19 protein-coding genes are annotated in these 22,009 nt (G+C 58.7%); 13 read left to right on the forward strand and 6 right to left on the reverse strand.

Annotated elements, in window-relative coordinates:
• Window positions 1-46 precede the first annotated feature (46 nt).
• Window positions 47-2,140, reverse strand: a complete 2,094-nt coding sequence (pta, locus tag ACP7AJ_RS06965) for a phosphate acetyltransferase (protein ID WP_426059477.1) — start codon at window positions 2,138-2,140, stop codon at window positions 47-49.
• A gap of 217 nt (window positions 2,141-2,357) precedes the next feature.
• Here pta and serA point away from each other — a divergent pair, with 217 nt between their 5' ends.
• On the forward strand, window positions 2,358-4,259 hold the full coding sequence (gene serA / locus ACP7AJ_RS06970; RefSeq protein ID WP_426059478.1) for a phosphoglycerate dehydrogenase: 1,902 nt from the start codon (window positions 2,358-2,360) through the stop codon (window positions 4,257-4,259).
• Window positions 4,260-4,268: 9 nt separating this feature from the next.
• The gene (locus ACP7AJ_RS06975; protein ID WP_426059479.1) at window positions 4,269-4,772 is read left to right on the forward strand and encodes a hypothetical protein; all 504 of its coding nucleotides are present in this window, start codon (window positions 4,269-4,271) and stop codon (window positions 4,770-4,772) included.
• A gap of 66 nt (window positions 4,773-4,838) precedes the next feature.
• Here ACP7AJ_RS06975 and ACP7AJ_RS06980 read toward each other — a convergent pair whose 3' ends face one another.
• A complete protein-coding gene (locus tag ACP7AJ_RS06980) occupies window positions 4,839-6,263 on the reverse strand; it encodes a D-alanyl-D-alanine carboxypeptidase/D-alanyl-D-alanine-endopeptidase (RefSeq protein ID WP_426059480.1) in 1,425 nt (474 codons plus the stop codon).
• 99 nt (window positions 6,264-6,362) lie between these two features.
• Here ACP7AJ_RS06980 and ACP7AJ_RS06985 point away from each other — a divergent pair, with 99 nt between their 5' ends.
• The 4 genes from ACP7AJ_RS06985 to ACP7AJ_RS07000 all read left to right on the forward strand — a co-directional run bounded on the left by ACP7AJ_RS06985 (window position 6,363) and on the right by ACP7AJ_RS07000 (window position 10,965).
• On the forward strand, window positions 6,363-8,006 hold the full coding sequence (locus ACP7AJ_RS06985) for a CTP synthase (protein ID WP_426059481.1): 1,644 nt from the start codon (window positions 6,363-6,365) through the stop codon (window positions 8,004-8,006).
• A gap of 87 nt (window positions 8,007-8,093) precedes the next feature.
• On the forward strand, window positions 8,094-8,372 hold the full coding sequence (locus ACP7AJ_RS06990; RefSeq protein WP_426059482.1) for a GIY-YIG nuclease family protein: 279 nt from the start codon (window positions 8,094-8,096) through the stop codon (window positions 8,370-8,372).
• A gap of 120 nt (window positions 8,373-8,492) precedes the next feature.
• Window positions 8,493-10,292 carry a membrane protein insertase YidC gene (gene yidC, locus ACP7AJ_RS06995; protein WP_426059483.1) on the forward strand — a complete coding sequence of 600 codons (1,800 nt, stop codon included), beginning with the start codon at window positions 8,493-8,495 and terminating at the stop codon, window positions 10,290-10,292.
• Between the two features lie 127 nt (window positions 10,293-10,419).
• A complete protein-coding gene (locus tag ACP7AJ_RS07000; RefSeq protein WP_426059484.1) occupies window positions 10,420-10,965 on the forward strand; it encodes a DUF6438 domain-containing protein in 546 nt (181 codons plus the stop codon).
• Between the two features lie 146 nt (window positions 10,966-11,111).
• On the opposite strand, the gene ACP7AJ_RS07005 is transcribed toward ACP7AJ_RS07000, so the two are convergent.
• Window positions 11,112-12,806, reverse strand: a complete 1,695-nt coding sequence (locus ACP7AJ_RS07005; RefSeq protein ID WP_426059485.1) for an ABC transporter substrate-binding protein — start codon at window positions 12,804-12,806, stop codon at window positions 11,112-11,114.
• Between the two features lie 177 nt (window positions 12,807-12,983).
• On the opposite strand from ACP7AJ_RS07005, the gene ACP7AJ_RS07010 reads away from it, so the two are divergent.
• The 5 genes from ACP7AJ_RS07010 (at window position 12,984) to lepB (ending at window position 17,924) form a co-directional block, all read left to right on the forward strand.
• Window positions 12,984-13,793: a ParA family protein gene (locus tag ACP7AJ_RS07010; RefSeq protein ID WP_426059486.1), complete on the forward strand. Its 810-nt coding sequence runs from the start codon at window positions 12,984-12,986 to the stop codon at window positions 13,791-13,793.
• A gap of 244 nt (window positions 13,794-14,037) precedes the next feature.
• On the forward strand, window positions 14,038-15,027 hold the full coding sequence (locus ACP7AJ_RS07015; RefSeq protein WP_426059487.1) for a ParB/RepB/Spo0J family partition protein: 990 nt from the start codon (window positions 14,038-14,040) through the stop codon (window positions 15,025-15,027).
• Between the two features lie 109 nt (window positions 15,028-15,136).
• Window positions 15,137-15,868, forward strand: a complete 732-nt coding sequence (locus ACP7AJ_RS07020; protein WP_426059488.1) for a DUF5683 domain-containing protein — start codon at window positions 15,137-15,139, stop codon at window positions 15,866-15,868.
• A gap of 94 nt (window positions 15,869-15,962) precedes the next feature.
• Window positions 15,963-16,682: a 4-hydroxy-tetrahydrodipicolinate reductase gene (gene dapB / locus ACP7AJ_RS07025; RefSeq protein ID WP_426059489.1), complete on the forward strand. Its 720-nt coding sequence runs from the start codon at window positions 15,963-15,965 to the stop codon at window positions 16,680-16,682.
• A 93-nt stretch (window positions 16,683-16,775) separates the two neighbouring features.
• Entirely contained in the window at window positions 16,776-17,924 is a 1,149-nt protein-coding gene (gene lepB, locus ACP7AJ_RS07030; protein ID WP_426059490.1) for a signal peptidase I, read from the forward strand.
• A gap of 199 nt (window positions 17,925-18,123) precedes the next feature.
• Here lepB and ACP7AJ_RS07035 read toward each other — a convergent pair whose 3' ends face one another.
• Window positions 18,124-18,786, reverse strand: coding sequence for a uracil-DNA glycosylase (locus tag ACP7AJ_RS07035; RefSeq protein WP_426059491.1), 663 nt, complete (start codon window positions 18,784-18,786; stop codon window positions 18,124-18,126).
• Window positions 18,787-18,904: 118 nt separating this feature from the next.
• Here ACP7AJ_RS07035 and apaG point away from each other — a divergent pair, with 118 nt between their 5' ends.
• On the forward strand, window positions 18,905-19,291 hold the full coding sequence (gene apaG / locus ACP7AJ_RS07040; protein ID WP_068193013.1) for a Co2+/Mg2+ efflux protein ApaG: 387 nt from the start codon (window positions 18,905-18,907) through the stop codon (window positions 19,289-19,291).
• Between the two features lie 95 nt (window positions 19,292-19,386).
• On the forward strand, window positions 19,387-20,166 hold the full coding sequence (locus ACP7AJ_RS07045; RefSeq protein WP_426059492.1) for an O-methyltransferase: 780 nt from the start codon (window positions 19,387-19,389) through the stop codon (window positions 20,164-20,166).
• 330 nt (window positions 20,167-20,496) lie between these two features.
• Here the strand turns inward: ACP7AJ_RS07045 and kdsA are convergent, their stop codons facing one another.
• Complete coding sequence (gene kdsA, locus ACP7AJ_RS07050) at window positions 20,497-21,321, reverse strand: 3-deoxy-8-phosphooctulonate synthase (RefSeq protein WP_092677374.1); 825 nt, start codon at window positions 21,319-21,321, stop codon at window positions 20,497-20,499.
• A gap of 79 nt (window positions 21,322-21,400) precedes the next feature.
• Window positions 21,401-22,009 (reverse strand): methyltransferase, encoded by a 609-nt coding sequence (locus ACP7AJ_RS07055; RefSeq protein WP_426059493.1) that lies wholly within the window; start codon window positions 22,007-22,009, stop codon window positions 21,401-21,403.

The raw sequence follows: 22,009 nt of genomic DNA on the forward strand, positions 1-22,009 counted from the left end.
TCGGGTTTCGTTCATGCGCGGACTAAAAGTCCGCGCTACTGGCGCGCTACCCTTGCTGACTTTGAATGGCGGTTATCACTACGGTGTTGAAAATATCATCCACCGTGCAGCCGCGGCTCAAGTCGTTCACCGGCTTATTTAAGCCCTGCAGCACGGGGCCAATGGCCAAGGCGCCCGTTTCGCGCTGCACGGCCTTATAGGTGTTATTTCCCGTGTTCAAATCCGGGAAAATGAGCACACTGGCCTGGCCAGCTACTTCGGAGTCGGGCAGCTTCTGGCGGCCCACCAGCGGGTCCACGGCCGCGTCGTACTGAATGGGGCCGTCCACTTTCAGGTCGGGGCGCTTTTGGCGAACCAGTTCGGTGGCCTGGCGCACCTTCTCCACATCGGCGCCGGCGCCGGACGTGCCCGAGGAGTAAGAGAGCATGGCTACCCGCGGCTCGATGCCAAAGGCCCGGCTGCTTTCGGCCGAGGAAATGGCGATTTCGGCCAACTGCTCGGCCGTGGGGTTGGGGTTCACGGCGCAGTCGCCGAACACGGCCACGCGGTCGGGCAGGCACATGAAAAACACCGACGACACCACCGACACGCCCGGCTTGGTCTTGATGAACTGTAGGGCCGGCCGGATGGTGTGCTGCGTGGTGTGCACCGCCCCCGACACCATGCCGTCGGCGTGGCCCTTGTACACCATCATCGAGCCGAAATAAGACACATCGCGCAGCAGGTCGCGGGCCATGTCGTGGTTCACGCCCTTGTCTTTGCGCAGCTCATAAAAGGTCTCCACGTAGTCGGCGTACTGCTCGGAATTAACCGGGTCGACGATGCGCAAATGGCCCGCCGGCAGGTTCAAACCCAGGCGTTTGGCCGAAGCCGCTACTTCGGCCGGGTCGCCGAGAATGGTCAGGTCTACCACGTCCTGGTGCAGTAGCTGGGCAGCGGCCCGCAGAATACGGTCGTCGTTGCCCTCGGGCAGCACTATGTGGCGCCGGGAGCGTTTGGCCCACTGCAGCAGCCGGTACTGAAACATGTGCGGCGTAATACCCTCGGACTGGAAGCTCACCAGCTTTTCTTCCAGCACTCGCACGTCCACATGCCGTTCGAAGGTGTTGATGGCCAGCAGAATTTTCTTCGGGTTTTCGGGCGAAATACGGGATTTGATGTTCGCCACCCGGGTAGTGGTTTCGAAGCTGCCCATGGGCACCGCCAGAATGGGCACCACACCCGGCAGGCCTTCCAACAGGCGCATAATGGGCGGGTCGGGCTCGGAGCCGGCCGTGAGCACCAGCCCCGCCACCCGCGGGTAGTTGGCCGACGTGTTGGCTTGCAAGGCCGCCACAATAATGTCGCCTCGGTCGCCGGGCGTCACTATCAGCACGTTGTCCTTCAAGTAGTTCAGAAACTGCGGCACCTGCATGGCCCCAATAATGTAGTTGTCGACCTGGTTGCCCAGTCCTTCGGCCCCAAAAAGCAGTTTGCCGCCCAGCCCGGCCTGGATTTCTCGCATGGTGGGATGCAGCAGGTTGGGGTTTTCGGGGATGACAGCCAGCAGCACGTCTTCGGGGAGCTGGGCGCGCAGCAGCGCCTGCACGTCCTCGGCCTGGGCCGGCACCACGCGGTTGGCCACCACCAGCAACACCGGCACCTCGCGGCCCTCAAAATTGCGCAGTAGCGTGAGCACCGAGCTCACCAACTGGGCCGTGCTTTTGCCCTCGCCCGACACCACCAGCACCACCGGCACGCCTAGGTTTTTGGCAATCGACAGGTTGGCGTCGAACTCGAAGGCGGTGCCCGGCCCCAGGAAATCGCTGCCCTCTACCACCGTGAAATCGTAGTTGTCTTCCCAGTGCTTGTATTTGCGAATTACCGCGTCAATCAGCTCGCCCTGCGCGTCGGCTTCGATGAGCCGCAGGGCTTCCGGGCGGGTGTAGGCATAGGTATCGGCGTAAGGCAGTGCCAATTTGAAGTGCCTCGTGATGGTGTCGATGTGCGGGTCGGGGCCCTGGGCAGGCTCGTAGTCGATGATGGGCTTGAAATATCCAACTCGGCGGGCCTGGCCCAGCAGCATGTTCACCAGGCCCAGCGCAACCAGGGATTTGCCACTGTTGGGCTCGGCGGCGGCAATGAAAACGGCTTTCGTCATGGTTTAGGTAACGTAGTGAAAGAGCCCGGCGTTGGCTCGCTTGCCGATAAGGCCAGCGAACCGGCTGGGGCAGGCGCCCAACAATACCCGGGGGCCAGCCTTCACCCTCAAATAATTGAACAGCCGAATGGGCCTTGAACCCGACGCACTCCATCTTGTTGGAAATAATTGAGCGCAAAGCATCATAGCCAGTTTCTCCGGACGCATCTTTGCGCATATGTCTGCCTCCGCCGCTCCCCTGCCCTACCTCGTTTTCGACTTCGACTCCACGTTCACCCAGGTTGAAGGCCTCGATGAATTGGCTGAAATCGCCCTGCAAGGTCACCCCGACCAAGCCAGCGTGGTGGCCCAAATCCGGGCCCTCACCGACCAGGGCATGGCCGGCGAAATCGGTTTCCAGGAGTCCCTGACGCGCCGCTTGGCACTGCTGGGGGCTAACGAAAAGCACCTGGCGCCGCTGGTGGCCCGCCTGCAAACCAAGGTGAGCGAGAGCATACGGCGCAACGGCAACTTCTTCCGGCAGTTTGCCGACCGCATTTACGTAGTCAGCAGCGGCTTCCGTGAGTTCATCGAACCCGTGGTGGCCGAGTTTGGCATCGTGGCCGACCACGTGCTGGCCAACACCTTCACCTTCGACCAAGCCGGCAACATCACGGGTTGCGACCCGGCCAACGTGCTCAGCCGCGACGGCGGCAAAATCCGCCAGCTCGTGCTGCTCGACCTCGATGGTCCGGTCTATGTGCTTGGCGATGGCTACACCGACTATCAAATTCGCGAAGCCGGGCTCGCCCACCGCTTCTATGCCTACACCGAAAATGTGGCCCGCCCCACCGTGGTGGCCCGCGCCGACGAAGTGCTCCCCACCTTCGACGAATTTTTGTACCAATTAAAACTTCCCATGACTCTTTCGTACCCCAAAAACCGCATAAAGGTCCTGCTCCTTGAAAACCCCGATGCCCGTGCCAAGGAGCTGTTCAGCGAAGAAGGCTACCAGGTAGAAACTGTGCCCGGCGGCCTCGACGAAGACGAACTCATCCAACGGATTGAGGGCGTGAGCATTCTCGGCATCCGGTCCAAAACCCAGGTGACGGAGCGAGTACTGGAAGCAGCCAACCGCCTTATTGCCATCGGCGCCTTTTGCATCGGCACCAATCAAATTGAGCTTTCCGCAGCCATGAAGCGGGGCGTGGCCGTGTTTAACGCGCCCTTCTCCAACACGCGCTCGGTAGTAGAGCTGGCCCTCGGCGAAATCATTGTGCTGGCCCGTCGTATTCCCGAGAAAAACCCCAAAATGCACGCCGGCGAGTGGGACAAGTCGGCCAGCGGCTCGTTCGAGATTCGCGGCAAAACCCTGGGTATTGTGGGCTATGGCAACATTGGCTCGCAGCTATCGGTGGTGGCTGAGGCCGTGGGCATGAAGGTGGTGTACTTCGACATCGCCGAAAAGCTGCAACTCGGCAACGCTGTAAAATGCCGCACGCTGGAAGAGCTGCTTACGAAAGCCGACGTAGTGACCCTGCACATCGATGGCCGCGCCGACAACCTCAACTTTTTTGGTGAGAAGGAGTTTGCCCAAATGAAGCCCGGCGCCCTGTTCCTGAACAATGCCCGCGGCCACGTGGTGAACGTGCCAGCTCTGGCCGCCGCCCTGCGCTCCGGCCATCTGGGCGGTGCGGCCGTCGATGTATTCCCCTACGAGCCCAAAACCAATCACGAAAGCTTCGAAAACGAGCTCCGCGGCCTGCCTAATGTGCTGCTCACGCCCCATATCGGCGGCAGCACGGCCGAAGCCCAACGCAACATCGCCGAGTTTGTGCCCGAGCGCATCATGCAGTACGTCAACACCGGCAACACCCAGCAGTCGGTCAATTTCCCCAACATACAGCTGCCGGTGCAGCAGGCCCACCGCCTCATCCACATCCACGCCAACGTGCCCGGGGTGCTGGCCAAAATCAACAACGTGCTGGCTGCCCACCACGTCAACATCCTAGGTCAGTACCTGAAAACCAATGAATTGATTGGCTACGTGATAACAGACATCAATAAGGAATACGACCAGGAAGTTATCAAGGCGCTACGTGGAGTAGAGGACACCATCAAGTTCCGGGTGCTTTATTAATAGTTGCTCATGTTAATGCTGCTCTTTGCCAGCTTACTCGCCCTTGCCAAGTCTGCTCCGGTTACTCCACTACCGGCCTGGGCGCAGGCTCAATGGGCACAAGCGGGCCTGAACAAAACGTTCGAACGCAAAGCCTACGCCAAGCCGGGTTTTCTGCAGGCCGATTTTAACGGCGATGGCAAAATCGATGTGGCCATTCTGGTAGCGCGACTGGCCACACGCAGCCGGGGCATCATCATTTTGCACCAGGGGCAGGCAGTGCCCCATGTGCTGGGAACCAGCCTCAACACCAACCAAGGCATTATCAAAGGAGACCTTTCCTGGGTCAACCACTGGCGCCTCTACAGGGGGCCGAGGACCGACGAGGTGCTGTTTAATCCCGATGGTGACCTACTGGATACTCGCACGGTGCGTCTGAAGCGGCCCACCATTGAACTGACCAAAGAAGAACAGGGCGGCGGCATGATTTACTGGAACGGCAAGCGCTACATCTGGATTCACCAGACCTGCTAAGGACATTGTGAAAGCCTTACAGAACCGGCATGTTACGCCGCAACGCGCTGTTGGCCCTTGCCTGCGCTACAACCGGTCCCGCACCTCGCGCAGCAGCCGCTCCATCTCGTTGCGCACCGGCTTGTCATTGCCCGGAAAGCCGTTGTTGAAGAAGCTCACGGCCACCAACCGGCCGGTTTTGGTGCGCACGTACCCGGCAATGTTCACGTTATTGGTGAGCGTGCCGGTTTTGCCCCAGAACCAGGTGCCGTTTGCATCGTGGTAGCGCTTGCGAAGGGTGCCCTGCCCGCCGCCGGCTGCCAGCACGCTCAGCAGGCGGGGCTCTTCTACTTCCTGGTGTAGCTTGAGCAGCAGGGCCGTGAAGGCGCGGGGGGTAGTGAGGTTAAGGCGCGAAAGCCCGGAGCCGTCTACCCATACGGGGCGGTCAGGCAGGGTGTTGAGGTGTTTTTTGAGGGCGAAGCGAATGGTCCGGCTGGTGCTCAACGAATCGCGCCCAAGCGTGGTGCTGCACATCAGCAGCAGCTGTTCGGCTAGGAAATTGTCGCTTACCCGCAGCATGCGGCGGTAAAGAGAGTCGACGCGCAGGCCACGCAGCGTACGTATTTCGTCGCCGGGCTTGGGGCGCCACAGCACACCCACTATGGGCCGGCGTAGGGTATCTCCCAGCATACGGAGCAGTAGCGTTCGGCTGGTGCGGAATGGCACTTCATCAATCCACCTCTGGGTGGAGGGCAGCGTGTAGAAACGATTGGTGAGAGGGTCGCGGCGCACGTGGGTGTCCAGGTCGATGTCGGGCGACAGAAAATTGGCAGGGGCCGGCTCGGTAAGCGTCGCGAAAGACCGGGGCAGCACCCGAATGCGCTGCGGCGTGGGCAGATGGCGGACTATGGACGCCGTGCCGCCAGTGCGCGGGCGGGGCAGCGGAGCAGCGGCATAGAAGCGAACCGTATTCCCATAAATCGGGAACGCCGTGCGCTCGGGCTGGAAATAATAAGTGTAGTCGTCCCAACTCCAGCTGGGGCCGTAGATGGGCACGCTGGCAATGTCGCAGTAGGCCAGCATTTTTTCGGGCCGGTTGGCCAGGAAGGCGTAAGCGCGGCGGCTGGGTACGTCGCCGTGTAGGAAAGTCGGGTCGCCGGTGCCTTGGAAAAACAGCGTGTCGCCCCGCGAAAAGTAGCGCAGGCTGGGCAGCGAGTCGGGCAGCATTTTCAGGCCTGCATAAAAGCTGAACAGCTTCATGGTGCTGGCTGGGGTGAAGTACCGGCTCTCGTTATGGCCAAACAAAGTTTCGCCGGTGGCCGCATCAGCCACGCTGATGCCTACCTGGTGCTGGCGCAGCACCGCGGAGCTGTCGACCCTGTTTTGCAGCCAAGACATTTTTCCCGCGGGAATCACCACGGCCAAAGGTGTGTCGGTAGATTGGGCACAGGCCGGCAACTGGGTGGCACCCAGCGTCAGCAGCAACAAAAAATAAAGGGAACGAGACAGCACGGAAAGCAACTTTAGCAACATCGGTGGCAGGAAAAGCCACGACACTACAAAACTAACGCGCCTTCCGCCCTGAAACTAACCTTACCTTTGTCTCCCGAAATGCCAGACCGCAACCTCCCCCCCACGCCAGCCGCCGCCAAGTACATTTTTGTTACCGGCGGCGTCACCTCCTCCCTTGGCAAGGGCATCATTTCGGCCTCCCTTGCCAAGCTTCTGCAGGCCCGCGGCTTCCGCGTCACCATTCAGAAGTTCGACCCGTACATCAACATCGACCCCGGCACGCTCAATCCCTACGAGCACGGCGAATGTTATGTAACCGACGACGGTGCCGAAACCGACCTCGACCTCGGCCACTACGAGCGGTTTCTGAACACGCCGACCTCGCAGGCCAACAACGTGACCACGGGCCGCATCTACGACACCGTAATCCGCCGCGAGCGCGAAGGCGCTTTCCTTGGCAAAACGGTGCAGGTAGTCCCGCACATCACCGACGAAATCAAGCGGCGCATGCTGCTGCTGGGCCAAAACGGCCAGTTCGACGTGGTCATCACCGAAATTGGCGGCTGCATCGGCGACATCGAAAGCCTGCCCTTCGTGGAGGCCGTGCGCCAGCTCCGCTGGGAGCTGGCCGATTCTGATTCCCTGGTTATTCACCTTACGCTCCTGCCTTATTTGAAGGCGGCGGGCGAGCTCAAAACCAAGCCCACCCAGCACTCGGTGCGCGACCTGCGCGAGGCCGGCCTGCAGCCCGACATCCTGGTGTGCCGCTCCGAACACCCGATTCCGGTCGAGATGCGCCGGAAAATTGCGCTGTTCTGCAACGTCAAAATCAATTCTGTTATCGAGTCGCTCGATGCCGACAGCATCTACTCCGTGCCGCTGCTCATGCGCAAGGAAGGCCTCGATGAGCGGGTAATTAAGCGCCTGAAGCTGACCGGCGGCACCGTTCAGCCCGACCTGGAAGCCTGGAAAGATTTCCTCGGCAAGCTGAAAAACCCCACCGAGGAAGTGACCATTGCCCTCGTGGGCAAATACGTGGAGCTGCCCGACGCTTACAAGTCTATCAATGAATCCTTTGTGCACGCCGGTGCGCAAAACGAGTGCAAGGTGACGCTGCGCAGCATCCAGTCCGAGCATATCACCGCCGAAAACGTGGCCAGCCTGCTGCACGGCTGCGACGGTGTGCTGGTGGCGCCCGGCTTCGGCGAGCGCGGCTTTGAGGGCAAAATCAACGCCGTACGGTACGTGCGGGAAAACAACATTCCCTTCTTCGGCATCTGCCTGGGCATGCAAGTGGCTGTGGTAGAGTTTGCCCGCCACGTGCTGGCGCTGCCCAACGCCAACTCCACCGAGATGGACGCCCTCACGCCCAACCCCGTCATTGCCATGATGGAGGAGCAGAAAAATATCACCCAGAAGGGCGGCACCATGCGCCTCGGCGCCTATGCCTGCGACCTGCGCCGCGGCTCGAAAGCCGCCAAAGCCTACGGCCGCAACCACATCAGCGAGCGCCACCGCCACCGCTACGAGTTCAACAACCAGTTTCTGGCCCAATTCGAGGAAGCGGGCATGCACATGACCGGTACCAACCCCGAAACCGGCCTGGTGGAGGTTATAGAGCTGCCGAACCACCCGTGGTTTGTGGCCGGCCAGTTCCACCCCGAGCTGAAAAGCACCGTGGAACAGCCCCACCCGCTGTTCAGCCGGTTTGTGCGGGCGGCCATTCAGCACCGCAAGGGGTAGCTCGTTGTCATTGCGAGGAGGCACGACGAAGCAATCCGTCCTGTAAATGCGACCAGCTCTAAGGTGTGACAAAGTCCTCAAAGCACAATGCGCACCTATTACATCTACCTCCTTACCAATGCCAACCATACCGTCCTCTACATTGGCGTCACCAACGACCTGGCCCGGCGCGTAGCCGAGCACAAAGCCGGCACGCACGAGAGTTTCACCAAGAAATACAACGTGCACAAGCTGGTTTATTTCGAAACGTATTCGGATATCGACGCAGCCATTGCCCGCGAAAAACAGCTTAAAGCAGGTTCGCGGGCCAAAAAGCTGGCGTTAATAAATGCAGGCAATCCAGCATGGGAAGAACTAGCTGGTTGAAAAGCTTTATCACATCTCAGGGCTGGTCGCGCTGACAGGACGGATTGCTTCGTCGTGCCTCCTCGCAATGACAGAGGGCCTTCCCTCCGTACCTTTGCCCCTTCGCAACTTTAATTACTAATGGATAGAAATTCAGCAACCGGCCTTTTCCTGATTTCGGCCTTGCTTCTCGTGTACCTCTTCTTTTTCAGCCCGAAAAAGGAAGATGCTAAGGCCCCCGGTAAAACGCCTCCGCCCACTGCCGCCGCTACGGCCCCGGCCGCCACTCCTGCCGCCGTTGCGGCCATCGCACCCGAAACGGCTCTGGACACAGCCGCTGCTGGGGGTGTTGCGCAGGACGTTGCCATTTCCAATGAACACCTCAACATTACTTTCTCCACGCGGGGTGGTCGCGTAGCTGCCGTCCGCCTGAAGAAGTACAAGACGTTCTTCGGCCAGCCCCTCGACTTGTTTGATGCGAAAAGCGCCCGCATGGACACCCGCTTCCGTACCATTGATGGCAAAACCATCCGGTTTTCGGACCTAGTGTTTCAGCCTACTACTTCGCAAACCGCCGATGGTGCGTCGGTAATCGCCTTCACGGCCCCCGTGACCGGTGGCAGCGTGGAGCAGACCTACACCCTGCCGAAGGACAGCTACGAGCTGAAGTACAACCTGCGTCTGAACGGCCTGGAGCGCACCGTAGCCCAGGAGCCACTAGTGTTCACCTTCGTCGACCAAGTGCGTCAGACCGAGCAGGACCTGCAGCAAAACCGCAACCACACCACCATCAACCACTACCTGGCCTCAGGCGACCAGGGCTCCCTGGCCGAAGCCAGCGAGAACCCCGAGGAGTACAAGGCCGCCGGCCCGGTAATGTGGGCCGCACACAAGCACGACTTCTTTGTGGCCGGCCTCATCGCCGACGGGCAGCCCTTCACCGGGGGTGCTTTCAACTCCAACGTGAACCTGGCCGATTCGTCGACCATCAAAACCCTGAGCAGCACGCTCACCATTCCGGTGAACGAGGTGGTGCAAGGCCGGGGCCAGTACCGTTTCTTCTTCGGTCCCAATTCCTTCAGCCTGCTGAAAAACGTGGCCCCCGAGTTCGACCGCAACGTGTACCTGGGCTGGGGTTTGTTCCGCTGGGTTAACCGCTTTGTGGTGCTCCCCGTGTTCCACTTCCTCGAGCAATACATTACCTCCTACGGCCTGATTATCGCCTTGCTGGTGCTTCTGATTAAGCTCGTCACCTGGCCGCTCACCTACAAAACCTACGAGAGCCAAGCCCGCATGAAGGTGCTGAAGCCCGAAATTGACGAATTGAAAGCCAAGTACGGCGACGACCAGACCAAGATTCAGCAGGAAACAATGAAGCTCTACCAGACCTTCGGCGTTTCGCCCCTGAGCGGCTGCGTGCCCACGCTGCTCACGCTGCCCATCCTGTTCGCCATGTTCCAGTTCTTCCCCAACGCCATCGAGCTTCGCCAGCAAAGCTTTCTGTGGGCCAAGGACTTGAGCAGCTACGACGTTTTTGCGAAGCTGCCCTTCTACGTGAAATGGTATGGCGACCACGTGTCGATGTTCACGCTGCTCATGACGGCCTCTACCCTGCTCATGACCTGGCAGAGCAACCAGACCAACACGGCCATGCAGGGCCCGATGAAGACCTACAGCTACTTGATGCCCATCATCTTCCTGTTCGTGCTGAACAGCTTCGCGGCGGGTCTCACCTGGTACTACTTCGTTTCGAACGTTGTAACCTTCGCCCAGCAGGCCATCACCAAGGCCTTTGTGGACGACACTAAAATCCGTGCGAAACTCGATGCCAACAAAATCAAAAACAAGGACAAGAAACCCAGCGGCATCCAGGGCCGCATTGCCGAAGCCATGAAAGCGGCACAAGAACGCGAGGCTCAGGCCAAGAAAAAGCAATCATAATATCCAGCTCAGCCCGGCTGAGTGAACCGGCAGAACGAAACCTTAGCACGGTTTTCGTTCTGCCGGTTTTTTGTTGGCCTACTTGCAGCCTCCCGCTGTGCTAACTCTTCTCTAATTCTTGTTTGTCATGCGCTATTTCACCGTTCTGTTGCTTCTCTTCGCTTTCAGCCTAGCGCTTCCTGCCTGCGCCCAAAAGGCCACGACAAGTCAGAAAGCTAAGCCCCAAAAAGCCAGCAAGAAGGCCACGGCCGAAGAGGGCCGGCTCAAAGAGGTGAAAGCAAAGCAGGAAACCGGCCCTGTGCTCACCTTCGAGCGCACGCCCTGCTTCGGCACCTGCCCCGGCTACGTCATGCAGGTGTACGCCGACGGGCGTGTTGATTACGAAGGCCGCCGTGCTGTGCCCATGATGGGGAAAAAGGAGCTAAAGCTGACGCCCGCCGTTGTGACCGAGATGCTGCGCAAGGCCAAAGAAGCTAATTTTGACCAGTTTAAAGACCGGTACTCCGAATACACCAGCGACTTGCCCAGCACCATCGTAGCCATTCGCCAGCCCAACGGCCAGCTCAAAACAGTAGTGGTCGAAGAAGGCGAGCCCAGTAATGTGAAGGCTTTTTTCACCTACCTAGGCAACCAGTTCGACCAATTGGCCCAGCTCGGAGGCGTAGAAAGATAGCGCCAAAGCCTCGGTTCTGTGCCGTTGTGCACGTAGCGCGAACTTGTAGTTCGCGTCCCCAAACAACACTAATGGCGCGCGAACCAGAACTACGGGTTCGCGCTACTGGCCCACGCCACAGAAGTGCATAAACGGGCTTGCGGCCGCTATTCCTTATACACCCGCTCCAGCAGCAGCTGGTTCATTGGATTAGGGGTCAGGCCGCGCACATTATTCTGCGTCAGGCGCACTACCTCGTCGTAATACAGGCTGATGACGGGACTTTCCTCCACTACTATGCGGTCCATGGCTTGGTAAAGGGCCGTGCGCTGGTCCACGTCCAGGGTGCGGCGGGCCTCGTCGTACAGCTTGTCGTAGGCTGCGTTTTTGAAATGGGTTTTATCGGGTCCGGCAGGGCTGAAGTTGGGGCTGTAAAACAGCGCCAGGTAGTTTTCAGCGTCAGGGTAGTCCCCTAGCCAGCTCTTGGAAAAGAAGGCCACTTTGCCATTGTCCACCAGGTCCTGCTGAGCCGCCGACTGGTTGATGTCAATCTGCACCTGCACGCCCACGTTGGCCCACTGCTTCTGCAGGTACTCGCTGATTTCCTTGCGCTCCAGCACCGTGCTCAGGCGCAGGCGCAGCGGCCGCTGAGGGCCATAGCCGGCGGCCCGCAGCAGCTGCCGGGCCTTCTGGGGTTGGTAGGTGTAGCCGGGTACTTTTTCCTGAGAAAAAGACGGCAAAGCAGCTGGCACAAAGCCCGAAGTGCCCGCCTGCCCCACCCGGTTCAGGATATAAGTGAGCATTTCCGGCTTGTTGAGGGCGTAGTTCAGGGCTTGGCGCACGCGCTTGTCGCGCAGGGCGCGGCCTTGCTCGGCTTGCTCGCCGCTCAGGTTGGCCGAGTCGAGCTGAAAGCCCAAGTACTCGGTGTTCAGATAGGGCACTTTTTCTACCCGAAATTTCCCCTTGAAATCGTCCCGGATGGTACCGTCGGGGTGCATAATCAGGTCGCGGGAGCCTGCCCGTATTCCCGACAGGAAATCCAGCTTGCCCTGCTGAAAGGTCAAAAACTCGGTCTTGCGGTCGGGCAGGAAACTAATGGCCACGGCATCGAGGTAGGGCAGCTGACGCCCCTGCCCGTCGCGGCGCCAGTAGTTGGGGTTGCGGTGATAGAGCAGCACGTTGCCCTCGTCCCAGAGCTTGAACCGGAACGGCCCCGTGCCCACGGGGTGCTCCCGAAAGTCTTTGCCGTACTTCTCCACGGCCTCGTGCGGCACCACAAACGCATAGGGCATGGTCAGAATGCCCAGGAATGGAATAAACGGCTCCTTCAAATGGATCCGCAGCGTGGAATCATTGGCGGCCACGAAGCTGGTATCGCTAGGCGAGCCGTCAGCTTTTTCTATCACCTTGCCCCGAAAAATCCAGCCGCCAGAGCTGGCCGTACCGGGGTCGAGCAAGCGCCTGAAGGAGTACACAAAGTCGGCGGCGGTCACTTCGCGGCCCTTGCCGCCAGGAAACACTTCGCTGTCGTGAAACCGTACGCCACGCCGCAGCACAAAGGTGTAGCGACGGCCATCGGGTGAGATACTGAACGTGCGGGCCAGCGCCGGGCTGGGCAAAAGCGTCGAGTCCAGTTCCAGCAAACCGTTGTAGAGCTGAGCCGAAGCCCAGCTATTGGCTTGGTTGCGGGCAAAGGCGGGGTCGAGCGAAGTCAGGGCTTCGGGCTGGTTGTAGCGGAACACGCGGCGCTCGTCGGCGGCCGGGCGTGCTGCATCGTGGCAGCCGGCCAGCGCCAGCAGAGCCACCAAGGGCCTCAGCGGTTTAGACAACAGGCCCGCCAAACGTGCCAAAAAAGGGGGCATGCGAACAGGGAAAGAATGTATCTTTGTGCAATGCTACGGCAAAAGTTATTAGTTCTCAGTTGTCAGTGATTCGTTGCTACCTGTTAGTCCTTGGGCGTTAACACGCTCACAAACCAACAAAAAACCGAACACCTACCAACTGGCACCTGACAACGACCAACTGACAATTAGAGACTCATGGGAAAAATCATCGCGGTAGCCAATCAAAAAGGCGGGGTGGGCAAAACCACTACTTCCATTAACCTAGCGGCGTCCCTGGCCGCCCTGGACTACCGGACCCTGCTCGTCGACGCCGACCCCCAGGCCAACGCCACTTCCGGCGTCGGCTACGACCCCAAGGACATTCAGAACAGCATCTACGAGTGCATGGTGGACGGCATCAATGCCCAGGACATCATCCTGCCCACCAACATTCTGCCCCACCTCGACCTCATGCCCTCCCACATCGACCTGGTGGGTGCCGAGGTGGAGATGATCAACCTGCCTAACCGCGAAGAAAAAATGAAGGAGGCCCTGCGCCCCCTCGCCGAGCAGTACGACTTCATCATTATCGACTGTTCGCCTTCGCTTGGCCTCATCACCGTGAACGCCCTCACGGCCGCGCACTCGGTTATCATTCCGGTGCAGTGCGAATATTTCGCCCTCGAAGGCTTGGGCAAGCTGCTGAATACCATCAAGATTATCCAAAGCCGCCTCAACACCGACCTGGAAATTGAAGGCATCCTGCTCACGATGTACGACGTGCGCCTGCGCCTCTCCAACCAAGTAGTGGAGGAAGTGCGCATGCACTTCCAGCAGCTGGCTTTCGACACCATCATCCCCCGCAACGTGAAGCTGAGCGAGTCGCCTAGCTTCGGCATTCCCGTTATTCTGCACGATGCGGACAGCAAAGGCTCCATCAGCTACCTGAACCTGGCCCGTGAGATTGTGGAGAAGAACAGCGTGGAAGCGCGACCCGAAGAAACAGCTGAGGACGAGCGGATTTAAGGTTACCGCATCGGTCCGCCATACTTGAAACTGCTCCCCGGAGGAGGCTTGCCAGGCGAGCTGCTTCCCGGGAGCAGTTCGTTTAAGGGAAATCCCGGCTTTACATAAGCTGATGGGCGCCCGGCATCATTTTGAGAACCAACTTAATTGTTGAGCCAATTTTTCTGGGCTTGTCCTTCGCTGAACTATCCGTATTTTTGACGTTCGGTTGCCGATAGCCTTTTATGGGCCCGGCCGATGTACTATGGCGCTAGAGAAGAACGAAGAGAAATTGCAAGCTGCTCTGGCAGCGGCCGCCGCCGTAAAACGCAAGGGTGGCCTGGGCCGCGGCCTTAACGCCCTGATTGAGGGCAGCTACGATAAAAAGGGCGAGCGGCCCGGCTCCAGTGAGCGGCTGGTGTCGCACCCCGTTAACTCGGTGGGCTTTATTTCGGTCGAGCACATTGAGGCCAATCCCTACCAGCCCCGCACCCACTTCGACCAGGAGGCCCTGCAGGAACTGGCCAACAGCATAAAAATTCAGGGCATTATTCAGCCCGTGACCCTCCGCCAGCTCGGCACGAATTCCTACCAGCTGATTTCGGGTGAGCGCCGTTTGCAGGCTTCCAAGCTGGCCGGCCTGGAAACCATTCCCGCCTACATCCGCAAGGCCGACGACCAGCAGATGCTGGAAATGGCCCTGATTGAGAACATTCAGCGCGAGAACCTGAATGCCATCGAAATCGCCCTCAGCTACCAGCGCCTGCTGAGCGAGTGCAACCTGCGCCAAGAAGAACTGGGCGACCGGGTGGGCAAAAACCGCTCTACCGTTACCAACTACCTGCGTCTGCTGAAGCTGCCGCCCGACGTGCAAATCGGCCTGCGCGATGCCGAAATCAGTATGGGCCACGCCCGCGCCCTCATCGGCATCGAAGACCCCAAGGCCCAAGTGGAGCTCTTCCGCAAGATTGTGGCCGAAGAGCTGTCCGTGCGCCGGGTCGAGGAGTTGGTGCGCGGTGGCTACGGCCGGCCCACTGCCAACAACGGCGGCGAAAATGCCGATAACCCCGCTGCCGCTCCAGCTCAATTTGTGGTCCCGGCAGCCGAGCTGCGTCGCACCGAGCGTCACCTCACCGACAGGTTTGGCTCGCGCGTGCAGGTGCGGCCCGGCCCCAAGGGCAGCGGCGAAATCAAAATCGCCTTCGACTCAGTTGAGGACATGCAGCGCATTCTGCACATTCTGCATCCCTCCTGAGCAGCACCTGGAGTTTACAGCACATGAGGTTCTGCCAGGAGAAGCCAATTTAGGACTACGCCTCGCCTCGTATGCTAAACCACGGTCGTTTTCCGTTAGCAGGCTTGCTATGAAAAATTTGTGTCGCCACTTCGCGGTTCTGTTTGTATTGCTGGTTCTGCTCTTAGCTGGCCAGAGTGCGCAGGCGCAGGTGTTTGGCCCAACCACGCCCACCGTAATTCGACCCGATACTGCCGAAACCCGTGAGGTAGTGGTAACGGCCGAAGCCAAGCGCAACAAGGCCGCCGCCGACTCGGCCAAGCGCACCGAGCGCATGTTCCGGGCCTTTGGCTACGAAGGCATCCGCCTCACGCGCCCGGGCAAGGCCGCGCTACTGGCGGCTATCCTGCCCGGCGCGGGCCAGATTTATAACCGCCGGTGGTGGAAGCTGCCACTGGTTTATGGCTCGCTGGGTGGGGTCATCTATGGCGAATATTTATACCAGACCCGCTACCGGCAATACGCCGATGCCAGCAATCTGCTTAAAGCAGAATCAGCCATTCCTGGCGGTTGGCGGCCTCAAGACCCCCGCCTTCCGCTACCCGTTCGCCAAGAGCGCACTATTGAGGGCATCGATACCGGGGTTCAATTTTATCGCCGCAATCGCGACATTTTCATTCTCTACATCGGCATTGCTTACAGTCTGCAAATTGTAGATGCCCTGGTCGACGCGCACCTCAAAGATTTCGACGTGAGCTCCGACCTCAGCCTGCATTGGCAGCCCACACTGCTGCTTGTACCGGGCCAGCCGCTGGCCCTACCTACCGCCCCAGGCGTGGCGTTTGCTCTGCGGGTAAAGTAAAATACTGGTTGGCGGTAGTTGGGCCGGCAATTTCGCTAACATTAATGCTACGCCCGTCTAGATTCCTACTAATTCCTGACACCTACACTTCTTCATGAAAATTCTACTCATTGGCTACGGTAAAATGGGTCAAACCATTGCCGCTCTTGCGGCTGAGCGCGGCCACGAAATTGCCGGCATTGTCGACTCGAATGCCACTCAGTTTAAAATCAGTGATTTCACCCCGGATACGGTTGATGTAGCCATTGAATTCACACATCCCGATTCAGCCTTTGCCAATGTCACAGCATGCCTGCGCCAAGGAATTCCGGTGGTGTGCGGCTCTACGGGCTGGCTGCATCATTTCGAGGAAGCGCAGGCCCTCACCAGTGAGTTGGGTGGTAGCCTTTTCTACGCCTCCAACTACAGCGTGGGCGTAAACCTGTTTTTTCACTTCAACGAGTACATGGCCGCCAAAATGCACCAATTTGGTGGCTACGACGTAGCCGTGCGCGAGATTCATCACACCCAGAAAATCGACCAGCCCAGCGGCACGGCCCTCACCACGGCCGATGCCATCATTCGTCATTTTCCCACCAAAACCACCTGGCGCAACGAGCCCGCCGAGACGCCTACCGAGTTGGCCATCATCAGCGAGCGCACCGGTGATGCCGTCGGCACGCACATCGTCACCTACACCTCCGCCGTTGACCTCCTGGAACTGAAACACGAGGCGCACAGCCGCGAAGGGTTTGCCTCCGGCGCCCTGCTGGCGGCCGAGTGGCTGCCCGGCCGGATAGGCGTATTTGGAATGAAAGAGTTGCTGGATTTGTAATCGCCCCAACCGCCGCAGGTGGCGGCGTAGCCTCTTGGCGTTCTGCTGCGTTTCTTTACCTGATTTTCATTGCCAAGCCCTAGCTTGCTTCTCATGTCCTTGCTCAAAACCGACCGCACCACCTCTCCCCAACGCCCCAAAACAAAAACCCGCGAGTGGGCCGACTCGCTGATTTTTGCGATTGTGGCGGCCACGCTCATTCGCTGGGCTACGTTTGAGGCCTACACCATTCCCTCGCCCAGCATGGAAAACTCCTTGCTGGTGGGCGATTATCTGTTTGTGAGCAAGCTGCACTACGGCCCCATCACCCCCCAAACCCCTCTGCAGGTGCCTCTCACCCACCAAACTGTGTGGGGCACTGGGCTCAAAAGCTATTCGGAGCTGATTCAGCTGCCAACGTACCGGCTGCCGGGCTTTTCTGAAATCAAGCGCAACGACGTGGTGGTGTTTCACGTGCCCCATGAGGAGCAATTTCCGGCCGACCTGCGCACCAACTACATCAAGCGCTGCGTGGCCGTGGCCGGCGATACGCTCGAAATCCGGGACGCTCAGGTGTACCTCAACGGCAAGCCCGGCGTAACGCCTCCCGGCCTGGAAACCACGTATTTCATGCAGGTTGACAACCCCAACGACGAAGTAGTCGCCGACCTGCGCGCCCAGGGCGTGGTTGATTACGAACAGCCCAATGGCAGCCCCCAGGCCGTAGCCGCCCCCGATGGCAAGCTGGGCTATGCCATCAGCTGTACGGCTGCTGCGGCCGACTTCTTCCGCAAGCAGCCCTATGTGAAGAGCATGACTGTCATTCAACCTCAGGTGCAGCTCTTCCCCGACGTAGCAGACTTTCGCAACTCCGGTGCCATGAGCGCCACTCCCCGCGGCTGGACCCTGGACAACTACGGCCCCCTGCCCATTCCCAAGAAGGGCCAGACCATCACGCTCACCCCCGGCAATGCGGCCATCTATTTCAAAATAGTAGCGCGCTACGAAGGCAACGAAGGCATCACTTGGCAGGACGGCATGATTCATCAAAACGGCAAGCCGCTGACCAGCTACACCGTGAAGCAGAACTACTACATGATGATGGGCGACAACCGCCACAACTCCGAAGACTCGCGCTTCTGGGGTTTCGTACCCGAAGACCATGTCGTGGGTAAGGCGGTGCTCATCTGGCTTTCCGTGGACCCCAACGGCGATTTTTGGCACAAAATCCGGTGGAATCGGTTATTCAACATCATCCATTAAGGTTAGAACTGTCATTGCGAGGAGGCACGACGAAGCAATCCGTCCTCTCTCAGCGACCAGCCTAATAACATGAGAAGCCCTGACGCTGTGCAGCGTCAGGGCTTTTTTGTTGCTTTCAGGCGCGAGGACTGTTCTCTTTATCCAACAGTTGCTTTGCATCCGTCATGCTGAGGCACGAACAAAGCGCGATGTGCTGACCCTACCATACTATCGGCTCCAGCCCCATCTTCTGCAGCCAGGCGTTGGTCTTGCTGAAGGGCTTGCTGCCGAAGAAGCCCTTGTCGGCTGCAAATGGCGAGGGATGCACCGATTTCAGTATCAGGTGCTTCTTTTCGTCAATGAGTTCGGATTTTTTGCCGGCGTAGGCACCCCAGAGAATAAACACCACGTGTTCCTTCTCTTCAGACACTTTGCGGATAACCGCGTCGGTAAACTCCTCCCAGCCTTTTTTCTGATGGGAAGCGGGCTCGCTAGCACGCACGGTGAGCGTGGCGTTGAGGAGCAGCACGCCTTGCTGGGCCCAGCGGTCGAGGTTGCCATTGGCGGGGGGCGGCGTGCCGGGAATGTCATCGCGCAGCTCCTTGAAAATATTCTGGAGTGAAGGCGGCGTGCGCTGCCCGTCCTGCACCGAGAAGGAAAGACCATGGGCTTGGTTTCGACCATGGTAGGGGTCCTGACCCAGGATTACGACCTTCACTTTGTCGAACGGAGTAGCGTCGAAAGCATGAAAAATCTGAGAGCCAGCTGGATAAACGGTAGCCGTGGCATACTCCCCTTTCACAAAGGCAATCAGGCGTTGAAAATAGGGCTTTTCAAATTCTTCGGCCAACACGGGCTGCCAGCTTGCGGCTATCTTTACCATTGAAGTTTTTTTTAAGAAAAATAATCGGGCTTTTGCGGCGTTCCACCGGGGACTTTGCGTAAAACCAATTTAGGCGGGCCTGTGTTAAGCCCGCAGCTACCCATAAGCTACGATACTTATGCCCACCACCACTACGCAGGGCGTCACCGTTTCGGTTACGACCAACTACCTGCCCGACTACTCCAGCCCCGGCCAGGAGCACTTCGTATTTGCCTATAAAATTGATATTCGCAACAATAGCGAATTTACTGTGAAGCTCTTACGCCGCCACTGGCACATTCACGACGCCAACGGCGTGGTGCGTGAAGTGGAAGGCGAAGGCGTTGTAGGCCGCCAGCCCGTGCTGGAGCCCGGCGAGGCCCACCAATACGTGAGCGGTTGCAACCTGAAGTCCGGCGTCGGCAAAATGCGCGGCACCTACCTGATGGAGCGCTTGGCCAATGGCCAGGAATTTTCGGTGGAAATCCCCGAGTTTACCCTGATGGTGCCCTACCGCTTAAATTAAGCTGTTAGCGAACAGTTGCTGGCTAGTAGCTTTGTGGCTTGCTGATTGTCGTAGCTAACAGCCATCAGCTGAAAGCTAACCACTAAATAATCAGCTTGTTTCAACTTCTCGCCTACCTTCGTTTCTGGCTCCGCTCGGGCAATGCGCATGGGCTGCATTCCCCATTTGTATTTGGGCTCTATACCTCTGTGGTTCGCCACACGGGCACTTTTGGCGCCTATGCAACTGTCGAAGCCCGGCGAACTGAATTACTCAATAGCCCCGCTAGCATCAGCGTTACGGACTTTGGCGCCGGCTCGCACACCGGCGCGGGCCAGGAGCGTCGCATTGCCGATATTGCCCGCACGGCGGCCAAGCCCCCGCACCTGGCCCAGCTGCTGTTTCGCCTCGCCAATTATTTCCGACCGGCTACTATTCTGGAACTAGGCACCTCGCTGGGCCTCACCACCGCGTATCTGGCGGCAGCCGATTCGCGCAGCCAGGTCGTCACGCTCGAGGGCTGCCCCAATGTGGCTGCCGTAGCCCACGAAACCTTTGCAGAGTTGCACCTGACCAATATCAGCATTGTGCAGGGCAATATCGACGACACGCTGGCTCCTACCCTGTCGGCGCTTCCCACGATGGTGGACTTTGCTTTTTTCGATGGCAATCACCGCTACGAACCGACGCTACGCTACTTCGAGCTTTGTCTGGCCCATCGTACTGATAACTCGGTATTTGTTTTCGACGACATCCACTGGTCAGAAGAAATGGAGCGGGCTTGGGAGGCCATCAAAGCCCACCCCGATGTGACCATGACGGTGGACTTGTTTTATATCGGGCTGGTATTCTTCAGGAAGAACCAGCCGAAGCAGCATTTCTGGTTGAGAACCTGACCTTATCAGATTACTCGAAACCCTATAGCCAAAGGTAGTAGAGCCAGTCCAAAAATGGCAAAGAAAAAACTGCTATTGTCTTCGTCGAAAATAGCAAAAAGTAGTAGAACAAGGCAGTAGACAAAAGACGCCGCCAGCAAGCCCATTAATGCGAAAACGGATGGGAGCATAAGCATCCCACGAGCACAGGGGTCCGACTGTGCACTAGGAGGGACACTACCGAAAACAAGCAGAGGGATGCAAAGCCAACAAAGTAGGTAAACAGCCAAAATGCTGGTCGCTACAACATGCCGTTGAGCTTGGCTTAGCAGCGCGCGCATAGCTTCCTGCTTACCGAATAGCCTCCCGCACCTTCGTCAGCTTCACCATCAGGGCTTCAAGCTGGTCGAGGGGCAGCATGTTGGCACCGTCCGAGAGGGCGGTGGCCGGCGTGGGGTGTGTTTCAATGAACAAGCCATCGGCTCCTACGGCAATGGCCGCTTTGGCGATGGTTTCGATGAGAGCGGGCTGGCCGCCGGTCACGCCGCTGCTTTGGTTGGGGCGCTGCAGGGAGTGCGTCACGTCCATCACCACGGGCACCTGAAATTCGCGCATGGCAGGCAGGTTGCGGAAGTCTACGACCAGGTCAGAGTAGCCAAAGGAATTGCCTCGCTCAGTGAGAATCACGTTTTCGTTGCCCGATTGGCGCACTTTGTCTACGGCAAACTTCATGGCCTCGCCGCTCAGGAACTGGCCTTTCTTGATGTTAACCACCTTGCCAGTTTGGGCCGCCGCAATGAGCAAATCGGTTTGGCGGCACAGGAAAGCAGGGATTTGCAGCACATCAACAAACTCAGCCGCCAGCGCGGCTTCGCTTGATTCGTGGATGTCCGTGACCGTGGGCACCCCAATCTCGCGCCCTACTTTTTGCAGAATGCGCAACGCCGTCTCATCCCCAATCCCGGTGAAGGAATCGAGCCGGGAACGGTTGGCTTTGCGGTAAGAACCTTTGAAAATAAAGGGAATCTGCAGCTTATCGGTAATGTGCTTGATGCGCTCGGCAATGCGCAGGGCCATGTCTTCGCCCTCAATGACGCAGGGCCCAGCCATAAGGAAAAACTGACCCGAGTTGGTATTGCGAAAGTGCGGCAGGGTGTTGGCGAGAGCAGAGAGCATGGAATGAGCTAAAACGTGTGCGATGAGGGGGCCTAACTGTCCTGCAGGCAGGTTGTGCCCTCAAGCCAACACTGGTTAATTATTTCTTCTTTAAACAAATAAAAAGCTCCCTCCCCTGCCGGGGCCCGAGGGAATTGGTAGCCGTTTCAAAATGCCGGAACTCAAAATACGGCTCAAAATACCCGCGGTACTCCTCCTTTGTGCCGCCAAATGGAGGCTCCTGTACCGGGCCAAAATCAGTGTCGAAGAGCAGTCCCATGAGGGTGCCACCGGGCCGCAACAGCGCCGCGCACTGGCTGGCGTAAGCTGGTCGCAAGGCCGGGTTCAGCGCACAAAAGAACGTTTGCTCCACAATCAGGTCGTAGGGTGGGTCACTGGGCAGCTCAAAAAAATCGGCCTGCAATAGGTGCTGAGGCGGGAAGTCAGGCACGCGAGCAGCCAAGGCTGCGAGCGGCTCCGGTGCCAGGTCCGCCACGAACACTTCCAGAAAGCCCAAGTGGTGCAGGTACTCTGCCTCGTAGGCGCGACCGGCCCCGGGAATGAGGATGCGGGGCTGCTCGGCAGCGTCCATTTGGTCGAAGTAAGCCCGCAGGGGCGGCGTTACTTCACGGGCATCCCAACCGTCGCGGCCAGCGGCGTAACGGCCTTGCCAGTAGGCAGCATCGAAGTCGGGAAAAACCGTTTCCAT

Source organism: Hymenobacter sp. B1770, assembly GCF_049896385.1.
GTDB lineage: Bacteria > Bacteroidota > Bacteroidia > Cytophagales > Hymenobacteraceae > Hymenobacter.